The organism is Pseudoduganella lutea (assembly GCF_004209755.1).
In the GTDB taxonomy this organism is placed as follows: domain Bacteria; phylum Pseudomonadota; class Gammaproteobacteria; order Burkholderiales; family Burkholderiaceae_D; genus Rugamonas; species Rugamonas lutea.
The window spans coordinates 6,864,977-6,883,101 of record NZ_CP035913.1 but is presented as its reverse complement, the minus strand read 5'-3'; the positions used below and the strand labels follow the sequence as shown (position 1 = coordinate 6,883,101).

General features: G+C 64.9%; 15 protein-coding genes. 9 read left to right on the top strand and 6 right to left on the bottom strand.

Going from position 1 to position 18,125, the window contains the following annotated elements; genetic code table 11:
- The first annotated feature begins 211 nt into the window (after positions 1-211).
- On the top strand, positions 212-1,117 hold the full coding sequence (locus EWM63_RS29095; protein WP_130189630.1) for a LysR family transcriptional regulator: 906 nt from the start codon (positions 212-214) through the stop codon (positions 1,115-1,117).
- Between the two features lie 24 nt (positions 1,118-1,141).
- On the opposite strand, the gene EWM63_RS29090 is transcribed toward EWM63_RS29095, so the two are convergent.
- Positions 1,142-1,618, bottom strand: coding sequence for a putative quinol monooxygenase (locus tag EWM63_RS29090; protein WP_229487568.1), 477 nt, complete (start codon positions 1,616-1,618; stop codon positions 1,142-1,144).
- A 50-nt stretch (positions 1,619-1,668) separates the two neighbouring features.
- A complete protein-coding gene (locus EWM63_RS29085; protein WP_165390986.1) occupies positions 1,669-2,817 on the bottom strand; it encodes an AraC family transcriptional regulator in 1,149 nt (382 codons plus the stop codon).
- Here EWM63_RS29085 and EWM63_RS29080 point away from each other — a divergent pair.
- The 7 genes from EWM63_RS29080 (at position 2,798) to EWM63_RS29050 (ending at position 9,959) form a co-directional block, all read left to right on the top strand.
- Complete coding sequence (locus EWM63_RS29080) at positions 2,798-3,202, top strand: DUF1330 domain-containing protein (protein WP_207221186.1); 405 nt, start codon at positions 2,798-2,800, stop codon at positions 3,200-3,202. The two genes, EWM63_RS29085 and EWM63_RS29080, sit on opposite strands and share 20 nt — an antisense overlap.
- 110 nt (positions 3,203-3,312) lie before the next feature.
- Positions 3,313-3,963, top strand: a complete 651-nt coding sequence (gene paoA, locus EWM63_RS29075; RefSeq protein ID WP_130189628.1) for an aldehyde dehydrogenase iron-sulfur subunit PaoA — start codon at positions 3,313-3,315, stop codon at positions 3,961-3,963.
- Entirely contained in the window at positions 3,960-4,919 is a 960-nt protein-coding gene (locus tag EWM63_RS29070; RefSeq protein WP_130189627.1) for an FAD binding domain-containing protein, read from the top strand. The genes paoA and EWM63_RS29070 overlap by 4 nt, the downstream gene beginning before the upstream one ends.
- Positions 4,916-7,126 (top strand): aldehyde oxidoreductase molybdenum-binding subunit PaoC, encoded by a 2,211-nt coding sequence (gene paoC, locus EWM63_RS29065; RefSeq protein ID WP_130189626.1) that lies wholly within the window; start codon positions 4,916-4,918, stop codon positions 7,124-7,126. The genes EWM63_RS29070 and paoC overlap by 4 nt, the downstream gene beginning before the upstream one ends.
- A 77-nt stretch (positions 7,127-7,203) precedes the next feature.
- The gene (locus tag EWM63_RS29060) at positions 7,204-7,725 is read left to right on the top strand and encodes a (R)-mandelonitrile lyase (RefSeq protein ID WP_165390985.1); all 522 of its coding nucleotides are present in this window, start codon (positions 7,204-7,206) and stop codon (positions 7,723-7,725) included.
- A 136-nt stretch (positions 7,726-7,861) separates the two neighbouring features.
- The gene (locus EWM63_RS29055; RefSeq protein ID WP_229487566.1) at positions 7,862-8,545 is read left to right on the top strand and encodes a carboxymuconolactone decarboxylase family protein; all 684 of its coding nucleotides are present in this window, start codon (positions 7,862-7,864) and stop codon (positions 8,543-8,545) included.
- Between the two features lie 247 nt (positions 8,546-8,792).
- Complete coding sequence (locus EWM63_RS29050; protein ID WP_130189625.1) at positions 8,793-9,959, top strand: tyrosine-type recombinase/integrase; 1,167 nt, start codon at positions 8,793-8,795, stop codon at positions 9,957-9,959.
- Positions 9,960-9,989: 30 nt separating this feature from the next.
- On the opposite strand, the gene EWM63_RS29045 is transcribed toward EWM63_RS29050, so the two are convergent.
- The 3 genes from EWM63_RS29045 to EWM63_RS29035 form a co-directional block, all read right to left on the bottom strand.
- Entirely contained in the window at positions 9,990-10,787 is a 798-nt protein-coding gene (locus tag EWM63_RS29045; RefSeq protein ID WP_130189624.1) for a phosphate/phosphite/phosphonate ABC transporter substrate-binding protein, read from the bottom strand.
- Positions 10,756-11,757 carry a fatty acid desaturase gene (locus tag EWM63_RS29040; protein WP_130189623.1) on the bottom strand — a complete coding sequence of 334 codons (1,002 nt, stop codon included), beginning with the start codon at positions 11,755-11,757 and terminating at the stop codon, positions 10,756-10,758. Before EWM63_RS29040 ends, EWM63_RS29045 begins: the two co-directional genes overlap by 32 nt.
- Positions 11,758-11,940: 183 nt before the next feature.
- Positions 11,941-12,507 (bottom strand): hypothetical protein, encoded by a 567-nt coding sequence (locus tag EWM63_RS29035; protein ID WP_130189622.1) that lies wholly within the window; start codon positions 12,505-12,507, stop codon positions 11,941-11,943.
- Between the two features lie 35 nt (positions 12,508-12,542).
- Between EWM63_RS29035 and EWM63_RS29030 the strand changes: the two genes are divergently transcribed.
- Entirely contained in the window at positions 12,543-13,373 is an 831-nt protein-coding gene (locus EWM63_RS29030; protein ID WP_130189621.1) for a helix-turn-helix domain-containing protein, read from the top strand.
- Between the two features lie 209 nt (positions 13,374-13,582).
- Here EWM63_RS29030 and EWM63_RS29025 read toward each other — a convergent pair whose 3' ends face one another.
- Positions 13,583-18,070: a hypothetical protein gene (locus EWM63_RS29025; RefSeq protein WP_130189620.1), complete on the bottom strand. Its 4,488-nt coding sequence runs from the start codon at positions 18,068-18,070 to the stop codon at positions 13,583-13,585.
- Between the last annotated feature and the right edge of the window lie 55 nt (positions 18,071-18,125).

The window sequence follows — 18,125 nt, the reverse complement described above, 5'->3', positions numbered from 1 at the left end:
TTTTCCTGTTCTTGGCCGGCAAGAAGTCGGCGTGAATACTTGCCTTTTCTGGCTACAAAATTCGTCGATCCACGTGTGTCCTTGCCGGCGTCAGTCCCGTGTCTGCGAGTAAGGCAGGGGCCGAAACCGCGTTCCATGATCAACTTTAGCCATTCGCCAGTGATGAGGGAAGCTGGTAATCTTCGCTAACCGATATGAACAGGGCTCATTAATGGATCGCATCGATCTCAACAATCTTGCAGCGTTCGTTGTCGTGGCGCGAGAACGCAGTTTTACGCGCGCGGCGGCTCGAGTCGGCGTGTCGCAATCTGCGCTCAGCCATACTATCCGCAGCTTGGAAGAGAAGTTGGGCGTCCGCTTGCTGACGCGTTCCACGCGCGGCGTTTCACCTACCGAGGCGGGAGAGAAGCTCTACGAAGATCTACTGCCACACTACGAAGGCATCGCTGCGGGGCTGAAGACTCTTTCCGAGGGACGCGGGAAACCGGGAGGCACAATCCGGATCAGTGCACATGATCATGCAGCGAGCACGATCCTGTGGCCAAAGCTGTCACCACTGTTGCCGGCGTATCCTGATCTCAACATCGAAATAGCGATCAGCTATGCAATGATCGATATCGTCATCGAACGTTACGATGCTGGCGTACGGCTTGGCGACCGGGTTGCGAAAGATATGATCGCGATGCGTATCGGACCCGATTTTCGCCATATAGTGGTTGGCGCGCCTGCGTATTTAGCGCAGCGTTCCGGACCACTCGTGCCGCAGGATCTGGTCTCGCACAACTGTGCCAACCTGCGTTTGGCAACCCATGGCGGCTTGTATGCCTGGGAATTCGCCCGCGATGGCAAGGAACTGGAGATTCAGGTTCAGGGACAAGTGATCGTCAACACGACCCCGCAGATGCTGGCTGCGGCCCTTGGAGGATATGCTCTGGCGTATGTGCCTGAGGATTTAGTCAGTGGGTACTTGAAGGACGGGAGCCTGGTGCAGGTCCTCGCGGAGTGGTGCCCAGCAACACCCGGTTACCACCTCTATTATCCAAGCCGCAAACATACATCCCCGGCATTCAAGCTTGTAATAGACGCGCTTCGCTATGAGAATCCTGCTCAGTCCTGATGGCCTTGGCATGCTTGTAGTAGCTTATTGATTATTTATCGACTTCCTGAATATTCTCGTCATGGTCGCTGCGTCCAGGGGCTGCATATCAACCAGCTTCAACGATTTGACCATGTGGAGCGTCCCGGATTTATATTTCTGGAAGTGAGGGGTCTTGAGGTGCGCCTCATATGCCTCGCGACTCGCGTACATTTCAAGGATTCTGAACTCCGTATCCTTTTCTCGTCGATACATCGGGAAAATGGCGATCACCCCGGGCTCCAGTCTTACCGAAGCTTCCGCTTCGTCTTCAAGGATTGCCTTGTACTGCTCGAGGTACTTTGCATCGACTTCTATTTCAGAGATCCGTACCATCAATTCCTGGCCTTGCGCCTGCGCGACATTGACACCACCAAGGAGAAAAGTCGTGGCTGCTACCGCAACGAATTTTCGGATCGGGTTTGGAAACGGGTGGCCATGCGTTTTTGGTAATCCCATCGGTTTGTCTTTCCAGCTTGTCATTCCTGACTCCTCTATTTGCTTGTGAACGGTAGAACACCCTTGCGGTGTCCCTAGCTGCCTGCCTTGTCGCCCACTATGCGCAGTGCACGAACGTCCCGCATCGGGGACTGGCCAAAGAACCTGCTGTATTCGCGGTTGAACTGGCTGGCACTTTCGTAGCCGACCTCGAAGGCTGCATGGGCGGCATCCAGGCCGTCCATGAGCATGCGGCGCCGCGCCTCATGCAGGCGCAACTGTTTCTGATACTGAAGTGGGCTCATGGACGTCAGGGCACGGAAATGGTGGTGAAGTGTCGAGACGCCCATGCATGCGAGGCCGGCCAGCATTTCCACGCGCAGTGGCTTTGTGTAGTTGTCCCTGATCCACTCGACAGCCTTGGCTGCCCGCTGGCTGTTCTCGCCGACCGTCGCGATCGAACGAAGACGTTGTCCGGCTGCGCTATGCAGGATGCGATAGACGATTTCCCGCTTGATCAGCCCACTCATGAATTCCATGTCTTGCGGGGCGTGTTGAAGATCCAGAAGGCGGCAGAACGCATCGAGGAATTCGGCAGTCGTCTCTGCGGTGGTCATCGCCGGTTTGCTAGTGTGGATCAGCACCGCCCGGTTCGTTTCACGACCAAGCAGTTCGTGAACCATCGCAATGTCCAGCTTCAGCCGCATGCACAGGTAAGGATCTTCCCGGCTGGCCTCGACAACCTGGCTTGTCACGGGCAGATCCAATGACGTCAAGAGGAAGTGGGAGGGGTCGTAGTCGAAACTCGTCTGGCCTAAGGTAACGCGCTTTCTCCCCTGCAGAACCATGGCCACGCTTGGTTCATAGGTCGCCGCATCAGGAAGCGTCGGCGCGCAATAGCGATACAGCGTCACTCCGGGAATCGACGTCTGCAGGCTCGCCGCAGTGCCAATCAAGGCGCCCACGCGGCTGACCAGTTGCATGCGCAATTCTTCACGGCGATCAGGCGCGGACAGAGAAAAGGGCAAAGCGGTATGGGAAGTTTGGTGCACGGTATCGGTCTCAATCTCCGGCATCAGGATAAGACGGGATGTGACGAATGCAAATGGAATTATGACGCGCTCAGAGAATCGGGCAAGTATTCGACAGAACAAGGATACCGCTTCAACCGTGCTGGCCGCAAGATTGTCGAAAGCGGAACTCAATCTTGTCAAAGGAAAGCACATGAAGATCAAACCCGGCATGCGGCGCTGGCTCCCGGCAATCATGATGGGCATGTTTGCCACGGCTGGTCTCCACGCACAGGAGGCGCCCGCAGCCAGGCCACGGGCGTTCTACATCTCGGAGTTTGTCGTGACCGACCGCGAAGGTATCAAACCTTACAGCGCACAGGTCGAATCGACCTTCCTGCCGTTTGGCGGACGGTACATCGTGCGTGGCGGAAAAATCAATACGCTCGAAGGTGATGGCCCAAAGGGGGGCATGGTGGTTATCGAGTTCGATAGCAAGGCGCAGGCGCAGGCCTGGTACGACTCCCCCGCCTACCGGAAGATCATGCCCCTGCGCCATAAGTCGGCTACTTCTCGCGTGATTATCGTCGAAGGGACCGTCACTCCTCCCAGCCACTAGCCGGCGCAGCGCCGAATCGGCCTCGGGGTGGTTCCGCCGAAGAGCACAAAGTGCTGACAGCGCTTTCGCACAGCTCACCTCAGCAACAGTTATTGATTGGAGATGCATGCATGAATAGTCCAGATAGTCTCGAATTGTCGCGGCGGGAATTCCTGCTGGCCGGATCGGCCGCAGCGGCCGCCAGCGTTATGCCAGTCGGCGCCGCCGCACAAGCACCTGTTGCCGGGCAGGGCGCTATGGCAAAGCTCCGGCTCAAGGTGAATGGCCAATCCCATGAGCTTCACATCGACACACGCACGACCCTGCTCGACGCACTGCGCGAGCACCTGCACTTCACAGGCACGAAAAAGGGATGCGACCAGGGCCAATGCGGTGCGTGCACTGTCCTCGTGAATGGACGCCGCATCAATGCCTGCCTGACGCTGGCCATCATGCACGAGAGCGACAGCATTACCACGATCGAAGGCCTGGGCACGCCCGAGCGCATGCATGCCATGCAGGCGGCCTTCGTCAAGCACGATGGCTACCAGTGCGGCTATTGCACACCAGGACAAATCTGTTCGGCGGTGGCAGTACTCGACGAGATCGAGGCGGGCATCCCAAGCCACGTCAGCGAGAATCTTGCGGCCCGGCCGATGCTGAGTGCCAGCGAGCTCCGCGAACGCATGAGCGGGAACATCTGCCGTTGTGGTGCCTATTCGAACATCATCGATGCGATCACTGAAGTAGCTGGCAAGAGCGGCATGAAAGGCATGCCATGAAAGCCTTTACCTATGAACGCGCCCAGTCCCCGGCGCATGCCGCAGCAGCGATCGAGCGCAACCCCGACGCAAAATTCATTGCCGGTGGCACGAACCTGCTCGACCTGATGAAACTCGAGATCGAGACGCCAGCCCACCTGGTGGACGTGAACGGCCTCGGCCTGGACAAGATCGAGCAGACTCCGGAGGGCGGATTGCGCATCGGCGCACTGGTGCGCAATACCGATCTTGCGGCGGACCAGCAGGTGCGCCGCGATTACAGCCTGCTGTCGCGCGCCTTGCTTGCCGGCGCGTCCGGTCAACTGCGCAACAAGGCGACGACGGTGGGCAACCTGCTGCAGCGGACCCGCTGCACCTACTTCTATGACACGAACCAGCCGTGCAACAAGCGCCAGCCCGGCAGTGGTTGCGGCGCGATAGGCGGCTTCAGCCGCCTGCATGCGGTCATCGGCACCAGCGACGCGTGCATTGCGACGCATCCGAGCGACATGGCAGTGGCGATGCGGGCCCTTGATGCCACCGTCGAGACGGTGAAGGCCGATGGCGCAAGGCGCAGGATCGCGATTGCCGATTTTTACCGCCTGCCAGGCGATACACCCCAGCGGGAGGCCACCCTGCAGCGTGGCGAACTGATCACCGCAGTGACCTTGCCGGCGCCAATCGGCGGTACGCACATCTATCACAAGGTGCGCGACCGTGCTTCCTATGCCTTCGCACTGGTTTCGGTCGGCGCCATCGTGCAGCCGGACGGCAGCGGACGCGTCGCCCTGGGGGGCGTGGCCCACATGCCGTGGCGGGTCGAGGAGGCCGAACGCGAGATGCCACAAGGCGCCAAAGCTGTGACCGCGCGCCTGCTCAGGGGCGCCAGGACGACGCACGAGAACGCATTCAAGCTGACGCTGGTCGAGCGCACGCTCGGTGCGGTGCTCGCGCAAGCACGGAGTATGAAGTCATGAGATTCGACACCCCCGCTACCACCAATCCGATCGACCAGCTCAAGGTTGTCGGCCGACCGACCGACCGCGTCGAGGGACCGCTCAAGACAACCGGGACCGCAACCTACGCCTATGAGCAGAACGCCGCCGCGCCGGGTGCGGTATATGGATACATCGTCGGTGCCGCGATCGCCAAAGGGCGAATCGAGGCGATCGATACACGGGCTGCCAGCCGGGCCCCGGGCGTGCTCGCCGTGATCACCGCCGGGAGTGCGGGCAAGCTCGACAAGGGCGAGTTCTATGCGGCACGCGCGCTCGCCGGACCGGAGGTCGATCATTACCACCAGGCGGCGGCGATCGTCGTGGCGCAGACCTTCGAGCAGGCCCGCGCCGCCGCACAACTGGTGCGGGTGCGCTATGCCCGGACCGAAGGTGCCTTCGATCTGGCGGCAGCGAAGGAAAGCGCGCCGCTCTCGAAGGTAGCCCCGTTCGCACCGCCGCCCGAAACCACGGTCGGCGATTTCGAAGGCGGCTATGCCAAAGCAGCCGTGACGCTCGATGCGAGCTTCACAACCCCGGACCAGTCGCACGCGATGATGGAGCCGCACGCGACGATTGCGGCATGGGACGGCGGCAAGCTCACGCTCTGGACTGCCATCCAGCAGGTCAACTGGGGTGTGCGGGACATTGCAAAGACACTCGGCATCGCCAAGGAGAATGTCCGGATCGTTTCGCCCTATATCGGCGGCGGATTCGGCGGCAAAGGCACGATCCTGTCCGATGCGGTCCTGGCAGCCGTGGCGGCGCGCAAGGTGGGGCGGCCGGTCAAGGTGGCCCTGCAGCGCGCGCTCATGTTCAACAACGTGACACATCGCCCGGCCACGATCCAGCGGATTCGTATCGGGGCCGACAGCAATGGCAGGATCACGGCAATCGGGCACGAGAGCTGGTCGGGGAATATCGCCGGCGGCAGGCCAGAGGCAGCCACCGCAGCAACGCGCCTGTTGTATGCCGCTCCGAACCGGATGACGCGCCTGCGGCTGGCACACCTTGACCTCGCAGAAGGGAGTGCGATGCGCGCGCCCGGCGAAGCGCCGGGAATGATGGCGCTCGAGATTGCCATGGACGAGATGGCTGAGAAGCTCGCCATGGATCCGGTCGCGTTCCGTGTGCTCAACGACACCCAGGTCGATCCCGAGGATCCCAAGCGCCCGTTCTCGAAGCGCCAGTTGGTCGAATGCCTGCAGACGGGGGCAAAGCGTTTTGGCTGGAGCGAACGCCCGGTACGTCCCGGCAGCCGGCGAGACGGTCGCTGGCTGGTCGGGATGGGGATGGCCGCGGCGATCCGCGGCGCGCCCGTGATGAAGTCTGCTGCCCGTGTTCGTCTCGACAATCGCGGCATCGTGACCGTCGAGACTGACATGACCGATATCGGCACCGGGTCCTATACCATCATCGCCCAGACCGCGGCCGAGATGATGGGCATCGGCGTGGACAAGGTGACCGTGAAACTCGGCGACTCTCGCTTTCCCGAGTCCGCCGGTTCGGGCGGGCAATGGGGGGCGGCTTCCTCGACGGCCGGCGTGTATGCCGCCTGCGTGAAGCTGCGTGAAGCCGTGGCGCGGCAACTCGACATGGATCCGGCAAGCGCCGAATTCGCCGATGGCATGGTGCGCGCCGGGAGCCGTACTGTGCCGCTGACACATGCATCGCGATGGCATGACCTGGAGGCCGAGGATGTCATGGAATTCGGCGATCTCACCAAGCGTTATGCGGTACAGACCTTCGGCGCGCATTTTGTTGAAGTCGGGGTCGATGCAGCCACTGGAGAGATCCGGGTGCGACGCATGCTCGCCGTTTGCGCGGCAGGCCGCATCCTGAACCCCAAGGCGGCGCGCAGCCAGGTGATTGGGGGTATGACCATGGGTGTCGGCGCGGCATTGATGGAGGAACTCGTCGTCGACAAGCGCGCCGGCTTCTTCGTCAACCACGATCTCGCCGGCTACGAAGTCCCGGTTCACGCCGATATTCCGCACCAGGAAGTCATCTTCCTCGATGAGGTCGATCCGGCCGGGTCACCGCTGAAAGCCAAGGGGGTAGGGGAGCTCGGCATCAGTGGCGTCGCCGCCGCAGTCGCTAACGCGGTCTATAACGCGACGGGGGTACGTGTGCACGATTACCCCATCACCTTGGACAAGTTCCTCGACCGCTTGCCAGACGTCGTTTGAGAAAGCAGTCGGTTCGGAACGTCATTAACGTATCGGCTCGACACGCATTGTCGGGCCAGAGGCTTGAAAGGATGGACATGAAAATGATTGCCGCAGCAGTAATGTCACTCACGCTGAGTGCGTCGGCGCTTGCTCAAACCGGAACCACGGGAACTACACCAGTTGGCACTGCTGCTGTCGATGCGAACGGCAACCAGGCCCAAATGGTCATCTCCCGCGCGGGTAGCCAGGCGTCGGCCAAAGGGCCCGCACAGCACTTCACGGGCAGCGTGCGCGTTGATCCACTGTTCGGCGTGCGCGCCCCGTCCGCCGTGTCGGGCGGTGCGGTGACCTTCGAACCAGGTGCACGTTCGGCCTGGCATACGCACCCGATGGGACAGGTACTGGTCGTCACCGCTGGTGCGGGCCGGATACAGCAATGGGGCGGTGTAGTGGAGCAGATCCGTCCGGGGGACGTCATCTGGACCCCGCCTGGCGTCAAGCACTGGCATGGCGCCGCCCCAACGACCGCGGTTACACACATTGCCATTCAGGAGAGCGCCAATGGCAAGAATGTCGAATGGATGGAGCGAGTCAGCGATGAACAATACGGGAAGTAAGCGTGCCCCATCAATGTGGGCAAGGGCAAACGGCATCGCGCTAGGCGGCTTGTCGATATTTGCGTTGCTGGGCGAGGCAGCCGCACAGGCGTCCAAGCCAGCCAGCACTCCCTCACTCTCATCAAGGGAAATTCAAATGGTTGCTCCCGCACTCGAAAACTATACCCAAGGCCTGCTGCTCGGCGACGTCTGGGCTCGTCCCGACTTATCGCCACGAGACCGGAGCATTGTCACGCTCGCGGTATTGATCGCCAGGAACGAGCCTCTGGAACTGCCGTTTTACCTGAACCGGGCGCTCGACAACGGGGTCACGCCCGGAGAGATCTCGGAAATCATCACGCACCTGGCTTTCTATGCGGGCTGGCCAAACGCCATGGCGGCCGTCAGCGCAACCAGGCCCGTCTTTGCAGAACGCAAGATCACCAGCAAACAGTTACCCTTGGCGAAAGTGCAATCGCTGCCGCTTGATAAACAAGCGGACGACAAGCGTGCGAAGTCGGTCGATGAAAATTTCGGCAAGGTCGCGCCGGGCGTGGTCCAGTACACGACCGACGCCTTGTTCCGTGACCTCTGGCTGCGCCCTGGCCTGGCGCCGCGCGACCGGAGCATGGTCACTGTCAGTGCACTTGTCGCTTCCGGCCAGGTGGCGCAGATCCCATACCACCTGAACCGGGCAATGGATAGCGGCCTTACCGAAACGCAGGCTTCCGAGATGCTCACCCAGCTGGCCTTCTACGCAGGCTGGCCGAATGTGTTCTCTGCCATGCCGGTCTTCAAGGATATATTTGCAAAGCGCACTGCTGGCGCGACGGGTAAGTGACGCTGGACGGCCGCGCCAAGTGCGCTATGGATCTGCTTATGCCAAGTACGTGGCAGCCTTGATCGAGATCGACCGCCTATGGGAACGCTGTGAGCGCTGAGTAGTTTTATGCATGCAATGGGCGTGACAGCGCAAAGGGTAGCAAAAGCGGTGCGGAAACGGAGCAGAAAGGGAGATTAAAAAGAGAGCAAAAGTACTGTATGCGGTACTGTACAATACTGTTCATCCAAACAGTATTTTACGCTTCATGAGTAAATTCGCGCCGCTCGACCTGCAACCATTCACCGACCGCGGCGCCGGCGGCCTCGCCCGGCGCGATATCGACCCTGACGCATGGCGCGACATTCCCGACGATGCGATGACGGACGCGCGCACCGACAGCGAAATCGCCCGCGAATACATCAGCCATGGCGAGCTGCGGCCGAAGTCGATCGCGAACACACAAAAGGAGCTGTACCGTTTCTTGACCTGGTGTCGCGAAGAAGCCGGCAAATCGTTGCGCCAGCTCGGCGTGGCCGACCTGAACGCCTACAAGCAATTCCTCAAGGCGCCGCCGGCGGACTGGGTTTCCACGACCAAGTGGCCGCGCACCGACGAGCGCTACCGCCCGTTCTCCGGGCCGTTGTCCGACGCCAGCCGCCGCCAGGCCATGATTGCCGTGAAAGGCTTGCTGGCATTCGCCGAGCAGACCGGCTACCTGCGGCGCGACCCGGGAGCGATGGTGAAGCAGGTCAGGATTCCCGCGGCGAGCCGCATTACCCGCTATCTCACGCAGGATGCGATCCGCCTGGCACTGGCCACCGTCGAGACGCGCGTGGCCGAAACACCGGCCGCGCTGCGCCGCCGCGAACGCGACCGCTTCCTCCTGGTGGCCTATGCCCACACGGGTGCGCGGCTGAACGAGATCGTCGGGGCGAGCATGGGCTCGATCTATACCGAGGGCAACGGGCGCTGGTGGATCGACGTCATCGGCAAGGGCAGCAAGCCACGGCGGCTGCCGGTACCGCCGGACATGCTCGATGCCTTGCGCCGCTACCGCGTGGCGTTCGGTCTGCTGCCGCAGACGGGCCGCACCGACACGACGCCACTGGTGCTGTCGAGCCGCGGCAAAGGCTTGAACCGCATCACGGACGAAGCGGCGTCCGAAGCGCTGAAGGCGGTGTTCCTGGCCGCCGCGTCGGCCGCCGCCGCGCAAGGCGACAGCGATACCGCCGCGACGTTGCGCCAGGCGTCCACGCACTGGCTGCGCCACAGCATGCTCACCAACCACGCCAACAACGGCGTGCAGCTGAAGACGTTGCAGGAAACGGCCGGGCACGCGAACATTTCCACCACGGCCGCCTACCTGCACAAGACCGACGAGGAACGCCACGACGAGATCATGGCGTCGGTGGCCGGGAAGAACGTCCTCTGAGACGTCCTCTAAATGCTCGCCGAGCCGCGTTCAGCGCAACACGGCATAGCCAAGGGCCGCGGCCTGTCGCTCCAGCTCCGCAATGCGCTCGTAGTCGCGCCCGTCCCGATGGTGGAACGCCCGGATGCGCAAGGGTTCCATCGCCGCTCGCAGCCGGGAGCCCGGCGCCAGCAGTGCGGCGCGCAGGCGCTGCAACAGCGCATCCGGTACGGTCTTGCCGGCGATGAGTGGCAGGCCCGGGGACGCCGCCGTGCAGCCCAGTTCCGTCAGGCCGTCCGCGGCGGCCGGGTCTTCCTGGCGCAGGTAGGCCCAGGTGACGCAATCGATCGCCGCCACATCGGCCGCGCCGGCACGCACCAGCCGGACGCTGGCCGCATGGCTGCCTGTCCATTTCACGTTGTCGAAGAAGCTGCCGCCGCGGGCCAGCGGCGCCACGGCATGGCGCAGCGCGTTCATGCCGCTGTTCGAATGCCGCTCGTTGGCCGCTGCCACGCGGCCGCGCGCATCGGCAAGCGTGCGGATACCGCTGCCGGCACGCGCGATGAGCACGCTGGTGTAGTCGCTGCCGGCGCAGCCGGGAACGTCGAAGGCGGGCGTTGCGACCAGCGTCGCGTGGCCACGCAGCGCGTGGAGCCACGGATAGCCGCAGGCCTGCGACAGCAGCAGGTCCGGTTGCTGCCAGAAGTCCAGCAGCGGGCCCGTTTCCTCGACCAGTTCGACCGTTGCACCGACGCCCGCGTCGGCCAGCACCGCTGCCAGCAATTCACTGTAGCCGCGCCGCAGGCGGGGTGACACGTTATACATGGGCAGTATGGCTTGCCACGTCATGTCCGTCTTCCATCAGGTGAGGGTGCACCGGCGCATCCACCGGGCGCAGCGCATATTCGCGCAGCAGCGCGCCGTAGCCCTGCAGGTGGAAGCCGCCGCTGCGGGCGTTGTACGCGGCACGGCGCGCCCGGTACACGCGCGGCAGCAGGTACCACGGCAGCGACGGCAGGTCGTGGTGCACCAGGTGCAGGTTATTGTTCAGGAACAGCAGCCGCAGCACTGGGCCCGCTTCGTTCAGCACGATGCGTTGCTTGTGCTGCGCCACGGGCCGGTGTTCATAATACGAGCGCACCATCGCCAGCGATTGCGCCGGATAGGCGATCGCCAGCAGATAATACAGCGGCGCCACGCCGAACCGGCTGTCGACCCACCACAGCATGGTGGCCAGCATGCCGAGGTGGCCGAGCCACATCGGCACGTAGCGCCAGTCGCCCCGCAGCGGTTGCCGCACCGCTTCGGCAAGCATCGTCACGATCGAGATCGCCGGGCCCACCAGCAGGCGCCCGGCAAACGTCTTGTTGAACCAGTGCAGCCGGCGCAGCGGCGCGCTCATGCCGGCCCAGGCGGCGGGCGCCACGTAATAGCTTTCCGTGTCCAGCGCCGGCACCGTCAGGTGGGCGTCCACGTGATGGGCCAGGTGGCTGTCCCGGTACAGGCGGTACGGATACCAGACGGCCAGCGGGGCCTGGCCGAAGAGTCGGTTGACGGCGGGCCAGCGGGTTGGATGCCCGTGGATCAGCTCGTGCTGCAGCGACAGGTACCACGCGCACCACCAGATCATCAGCACGGTGGCGAGCGGCGCGCCGAGCGCCTGCCAGAACGCCAGCGTGGCCAGCCAGCCGCCGTGGATCACAGCGATCAGCAGCCACGTGGGCCACTCGGCTACCCACAGCGGCCGCGCGCGCTCCGCCGCCACCTCGTGCCGGTGGGCGTCGTCCAGGTACTCCGCGCGATGCGGGCCGGCGCTCATGAAGTTCCCAAGAGGCTGTCGTGGCGATGCGGCGTCCGATCGGCGCCGGGCAGGTGCGGCTTCATCCGAATTTCCTTATGCGTTTTCCAAATGTGGCGACCACCGCCATGTGTGGAAAAAGTATAAGTAGCGAACGTCCTCCTTGAACACGAAGATTAACGTGCGTGCTTATGCGTTTTGCGGCTAGGGCAGTGCCAGCATGCCGCCCACGATCGCCGTGCCGGCCAGAGCGCCCGCCGCGCCCGATACCATGGCCACGGTGCGCGGCGGCACGGCGAAGAGCCGGCCTATGCCAAGTCCCGCATGAACGCAGACGGCGGCAACCGCCAGGAAATAGTAGGGCACGAAGAACGCGATGGCGGGCCACGCCCGCAAGCCTGCCGCGGCGAAGCCGATATCGGTGTCCAGGCCGAGGCCCAGCCGGCCCCACAGGACCGCGGTCACATGCACGAGCAGGAAAAACAGCAGATAATAGCCGCTGGCCGCGGCAAGCATGCCGGCACGGCCTGCACGGGCGGGGCGACACCGGGCCAGCATGGGCCCCGTCGCGATCTGCGCGAGCACGGCGGCCAGCAGCAGCGTTTCCACCAGCGGCTGCCGGTATAGGCGCCGGAACACGTCCATGAAGGCAAACGCGCTGTCCGCATCAACGGCCAGCAACGCATGGTTGACGAGATGAACGCACACGAACGCGGCCAGCACGAGGCCGGAGCAGCGGTGGAGTACCTGGAGGGCGGCGCGGTCGGGCATGGGGTGGTTTCCGTTCATGAGGACGGAGGCATCGTATGACGGCGCCAGACCCCGGTCTTGAACGATTCCGACATGCCGATACCGGCGTGCTGTTGCCCGTTCCCGCGCAGGGCGCTGCCGTACGTGCCTACATCCGGCGCGACACCGGTCCCGGATCGACTGCGCACCTGAACCGCTTTCCGGCGCAGCCGTTCTGCACCGTCACATGGTTCTTGTCGGGCACGGTCCACGACGGTGTGTCGGCGGCCGCACCCGTGCTCGACGCCGTCGTCGTCGGCGGCCCGTTCACGCGGCCGGCGAGTACCTTCAGTGCCGGGCGCATTCACGCGTTCACCGTGGTCTTTTTTCCCGACGCGTTTGCGCGCCTGGCCAGCCTCGCGCCGGCCAGCCTGGCCGACCGGCTCCTGCCCGCGCGCGAAGTGTTGCCGGCATCGTGGCACTCGCTCCTGGACGAGGTTGCCGCCGCCGGCGATGACGGCGCACGGGTCGCCTGCCTGTCGGCATTCGTGGCTGCGACCGGCGAAGTCGCGGCGGCACCGGGACTTCCCTGGCTGCGCCGGTTACGCGAAGCAGCAGGATTCGACCGGCTATGCGAACGCCAGGCCGAACGCAGGATCCGGCGCGCCACCGGCCAGTCGCTGCGGGCGCTGCGCCGGGCTCAGCGCCTGGAAACCGCGCTGCTGGACGCCCGCGAGGCCGCCGCGCAGGGCACGCTGCACTGGGCCACCCTGGCCGATGCCAATGACTTTTCCGACCAGCCCCATCTCGGCCGCGAATGCCGCAAGCTGGCCGGTACCGCACCGGCCGAGCTGATCGACCGGCAGGCGCACGACGAAAGCTACTGGCTGTTCCGCTGCTGGCGGTAAGGGCGCCTGTTGGGAACGCCGCTGAGATGCGCCCACCCCAAGTGCAAATTCCGGGGTCAGGAGGGAGTCCTGGCATGCATGCCAGGACCGTTATGCAGGCGCGAAGCATGCTTCGCGAAACCCCTGCTTCACCCCGGCGGGTCAGACCCCAGCCTTTCGCCGTTGGGGTGGATGCATGCGCTTCAAACGTGCTGGGTCGTACGTGGGCGTCAGCCCAGTACCCGCCGCGCCAGCGCGATCAGCTGTTCCGCCGCGTCCACGCCACCCGCCAGCTCGGCCAGCACGTCCTTGTCGGTTTCCAGGATTTCCTCCACGTCGTCAATGCCACCCTTGCGCAGTTGCTGTTCCAGGGCGGCGTCGAGCTTCAGTTTGGCCAGCGGCGTACGCCCGGGCTGCCGGGGCAGCACTAGCGTGATGCGCACATCCGCGCCGGGAGATAGCACGACGCTGTCCTGGCCCGTCAACACCACCTTGCCCGTGGCGTCCAGCACGCGCGGCAGCAGCTTGCCGAGTTGCTCCAGCCGGGCGGTTTCCTCGCCATCGAAGGTGGTGGCGAAGTTGCCGTTGCCATCGGTAGCGCCGACGTTTGCCGCCTTTGCGCCGTTGGCGTCGGCCAGTTCGATGACATGGCCGGCCTGGCCCTGGCCCGCGGCATCCACCAGCTGGCCGCCCAGCGACGAGCCCTTGCCGTCCGGCGGTGCCTGTGGCGACACGGCGGCCGACGAGATGGCCAGCACCCGCAGCGTCGTCATCGATGCCTCGGTCTGCGCCTTCACCTCCAGCACCTTCGGGTGGTCGGCGCCCAGCTTGCCCTCCAGGTGCAGCGTCTCGGCCTGGTAGGCGCGCGTCAGCGCCGCCTGCGTGGTGGCGACATGGGTGACCGACTCCACCGTATAACGCCGGGCCAGCGGCGCCAGTTCCCGCTCCTGCAAGGCATCGGCCTCGATCGTGCCGCCCAGTTGACCGGCATGCGACGCCAGCGCCGGCGCAGCGAACGTGCCCACCGTGGTCTGGCCACCGGTGGCATTGCGGCAGAAGGAGGGGTCGAATATGTGGTTCGGCGCGTCGACCGTCTGTGGCACGTGCGGGCCGGTCCTGGGCGGGAAGGCGAAGATGCAATGGTCGGCCTGGTTCAACGCCGTCATGTTGCCCCGCAATCCCAGGCTCAGCATCGACAGCGTGCGTACCGCCTCCTCGCGCAGGCGCCCGCCTGTGGCGCGCACCGTATCGCCGATCAGCACCGTATTGCAGAAGAAGGGTTCGCGCCGCATCACGGAACTGGTGTTGCTGGCATAGCTCACGTCATCCATGCAAAGGATGGCCTGTGACATCAGCGAGCGGTTGACGGTATCGAGCCGGGCGAAATTGTCGTCATAAAGCGTTTCTCCGCCGGGCAGCGCCCGTTCCGCCTGCACGCTGTAGCTGTCCGGGTTGTCGAGCCGGTCGCCCAGCAGCCGGGCGATCAGCCGGTGGATGCCGCCCAGGTTGACGATCAGCACGCAGCCGAACGCCGCGTCGATGAAGCCGAAGCGCCCCGTGAACTCGCTGCTGAAGTGGTTATTGGCGACCGACACGGGACCGAACGCGAACGCCGTCAGGGCCCGCCCGGCTGGCTGGTCGACACGGTTGTCGTGCACGCGCAGCGCCGGCTTGCGGCCGCTGGAGGCGGACAGTCTTTCGCTGAGCGCTCCCGCGAAGCGCACGTAGATGCCGCCGCGCAGCCCGGCGCGGCGGTTGTCCTCGAAGCCGGCGGTGGTGGCGCCGTTGGCGGTCAGCGTGTTGTCGGTGATTTCCACGTCGTTGCCCCAGCCGACGAACACGCCGCAGGCCGGATCGGCCGCGCTGGCACCGTTTTCGGTGACATGGTTGCCCGCGATGAACAGCGAATCGACGATCGCCAGCGAAATGCCGCCGCGACCGATTTCCTGGGCCTGCTCCAGCATCGCGTCCGTGAAAGGGTTGCGCAGGTTGCGGTACAAGCGGTTATTCAGGATCACCAGGTCGCGCACCGGATGGGTGGCACGCAGCAGCGGCGCCAGCGCGAGATTGAACAGGGCCGCGTCGACCTGGGCCAGCAGGTTCTCCTTCGGCGTTCCCGCCGGCGCCGCTTCGCCGCGTGTCGCCAGCCTGGCCCCTGCGCGCAGCGCGAAGCCGATGCCGGACAAGCCCATCAGCGTGACCTTGTTGGCTTCGATGGTGATCTCGTGCAGGAAGCGGGCCGGTGCCGCGCGGTCCTGCTGTCGCGGTGCGACCACGATCACGTGCAGGACGCCATTCCGTTCAGTCACCGGGGTCACCCGGACGATGCGGAAAGATGGCGCGACAGCCAGCAGGTTCGGGCCCGGCTTCGTCGCGATGCCGAGCCGACCGTTCGTATCGCTCGGAGCCAGGTGGGCTTCGTCGACGGTTGATCCCACATACACGGCGACGCCAGCCAGCGCCGTCCCGGCTTCATCCTGCACCAGGCCGCGGAACTGGCCGCGCTCGCCCGCATCGACGGCGACCGGCGGATCGTCGTCAGGCACCGGTTCCGGGTTTGGCGGGGGCGGCGGATCGAGGTCGCCGCCCAGCACGATGCCATCGCCGGCACCGCCGGTGATCTCGTTCTCCAGCAGCCGCACCCGCTCGCAGCCGACCCGCAGGTGGATGCCGCCCAGCGCCCGGTAAGGCTGGCGCAGCACCAGCAGCGCGAGCACGTAGGTCCATGCCGCCTGGGCATACGCCAGCACCAGGTGGGGTTGGCGGTACAGCATCTCCGGCCTGGCGCATGGATCCGCGGGGTCGCGGGTTGGATCGTCGTCGGGACCGTCGGGCCGGTCGGGCCTGTCGGTAAACGGCAGCAGCACCAGCGTGTTGCGCTCGACGAGGCTGTCGTCCGCTTCCAGCGAGATCGTCGTCAGGCCATCGGCGGTGTCGAGCAGGTGCAGGCGGTTGTTGTCGATGTGGAGCCCGGCCGAGGCATTGGCGCGGATGCAGTGCAGCCGGCCCAGCATGCGCGTGGCGTCGATCCGCACATCGCGGCTGGCGTCGACGAGGATATCGATACCGTCCAGGGTCAGCAGGTCGACGGTATGCACGCGGATGCCGCTGCAGTCGACGAAGTGGAAGATCGGCTGGAACCGTGTTTCCGTGCGCGGCAGGATCGCCGTGCGGCGCGAGCAGCCGTGGATCGTGATGTCGCGGCGGCCCTCCAGGCGCAGGTTGGCGCGGTGCAGGCCGGGCAGCAGGCACAATTCGCCGCCGGCCGCCGGCAGGTGCATGGCGGCCACCTCCAGCGAATTGAAGTCGCCGAAGGTGCGCACGCCGTCGCCGATCAGGAAGGTGCAGCAGGTCTTGCGCGTCAGCGCGCCGAAGGGGTGGCGGCAGTCCTCGATGACGGGCAGGAAGTTGTTGCGCGGGCCCGTCCAGTTCAATTCGGCCAGCGGAACGCGGTGGTAGACGATGCCCGTGGGCGGCGCGTCGTCGACCAGCACCTGCGGGTTGGCGATCTCGCCGGCGCGCACCGTGAATGTCCAGTAGTCGCCGGGCCGGTAATTGCCGGCCGCCGGCGCGTCGAACGCGAGCCGGATACCGTCGCGCAGCTCGGCCGGGTTGGCCACGTCGGGGAAATCGGCGATGTTGGCGATGCCGTTCCACAGCCGGATGAACACCGGTTCCGTGGTGGCCGGCAAGGTGCCGAAGGTGGCTGGCGCGGCCAGCTCCAGGTCGTGGTCCGTGTTCAGCGTGGCAAGGGTGCCATAGACGACCTGCCAGGCGCCGATCAGTTCATCGTATTCCAGCGCTTCCAGGTAAAACTCGGTCAGCCCGGAATGCACGATCGGGGCGCGGCCCGCGTCGAGGATGATGCGATCGGGGTTGGTGCCCGTCTCGAACCTGCCGCGGCCCACCAGGCCGCCGTTCCACTGGCTCCACTTGAAGCGGGCCGATGTGGCGGGCGGTACGTCGGCCACTTCGATGCGATACAGGTTGTGCTCGAAGCCCGTGTAGCCGCCGCCCCCCACCACCGGGCAATCGCCGGCGCTGGCCACCGCCGGGGCCAGCGAAGCCGTCAGCCGGCCTTTCGATGCCGGGTCGTCCGCCAGCCGGCCGCGGATCGACAGGCAATCCTCGCCGGGCGCCAGGCGCAGCAGCCGGATGCGAAAATTCACGAACGAGCGTTCCGACGTGTCCGGCCCGCCCAGCGCCGGCTCGATCAGCCGCTGCGGATACTGGAAGCCATGGATGGACTCTTCCGACACCTCCAGGATCACCGCATCGCGCACGCCGTCGTCGATCGACGCGGGCGTGGGCAGCGGCGTGGTCAGCGGCGGGCCGAAATAGCTGGCCAGGCGCTGCACCGGTGCCGCCGGATCGGCCGCCTCGCCGGCCAGCCGGGTCAGGATGCCGTCGGCCCACGCATGGCCCGGCAAAAGGGATACCAGCACGTTGCCGCCGCTGACGACAGCCGATTCCACGCTGAAGCCTTGCGGTTGCGTGGCCGGCACCGCGCAGATGCCGGCGCCGATGATGTCGCGACCGGCCTGGCCGTTCCAGCCCAGTTCCAGCAGTTCGCCTTCCGTCAGGTCCGCGTCGGACATCACGCGGCCCTGCTGGTGCAGCACGCCGCTGAGATTGCGCAGCACGCCATCGGCCGGTTCGTCCACGCCGCGCTCGTGCTGGTGGGGATCGAAGTTCAATACCGAGAAATCGCCTTGCATAGCATCCCCTGTTCTGGCGCCGCTGGTGTCGCCGCGCATGTGACCGGGCATGTCG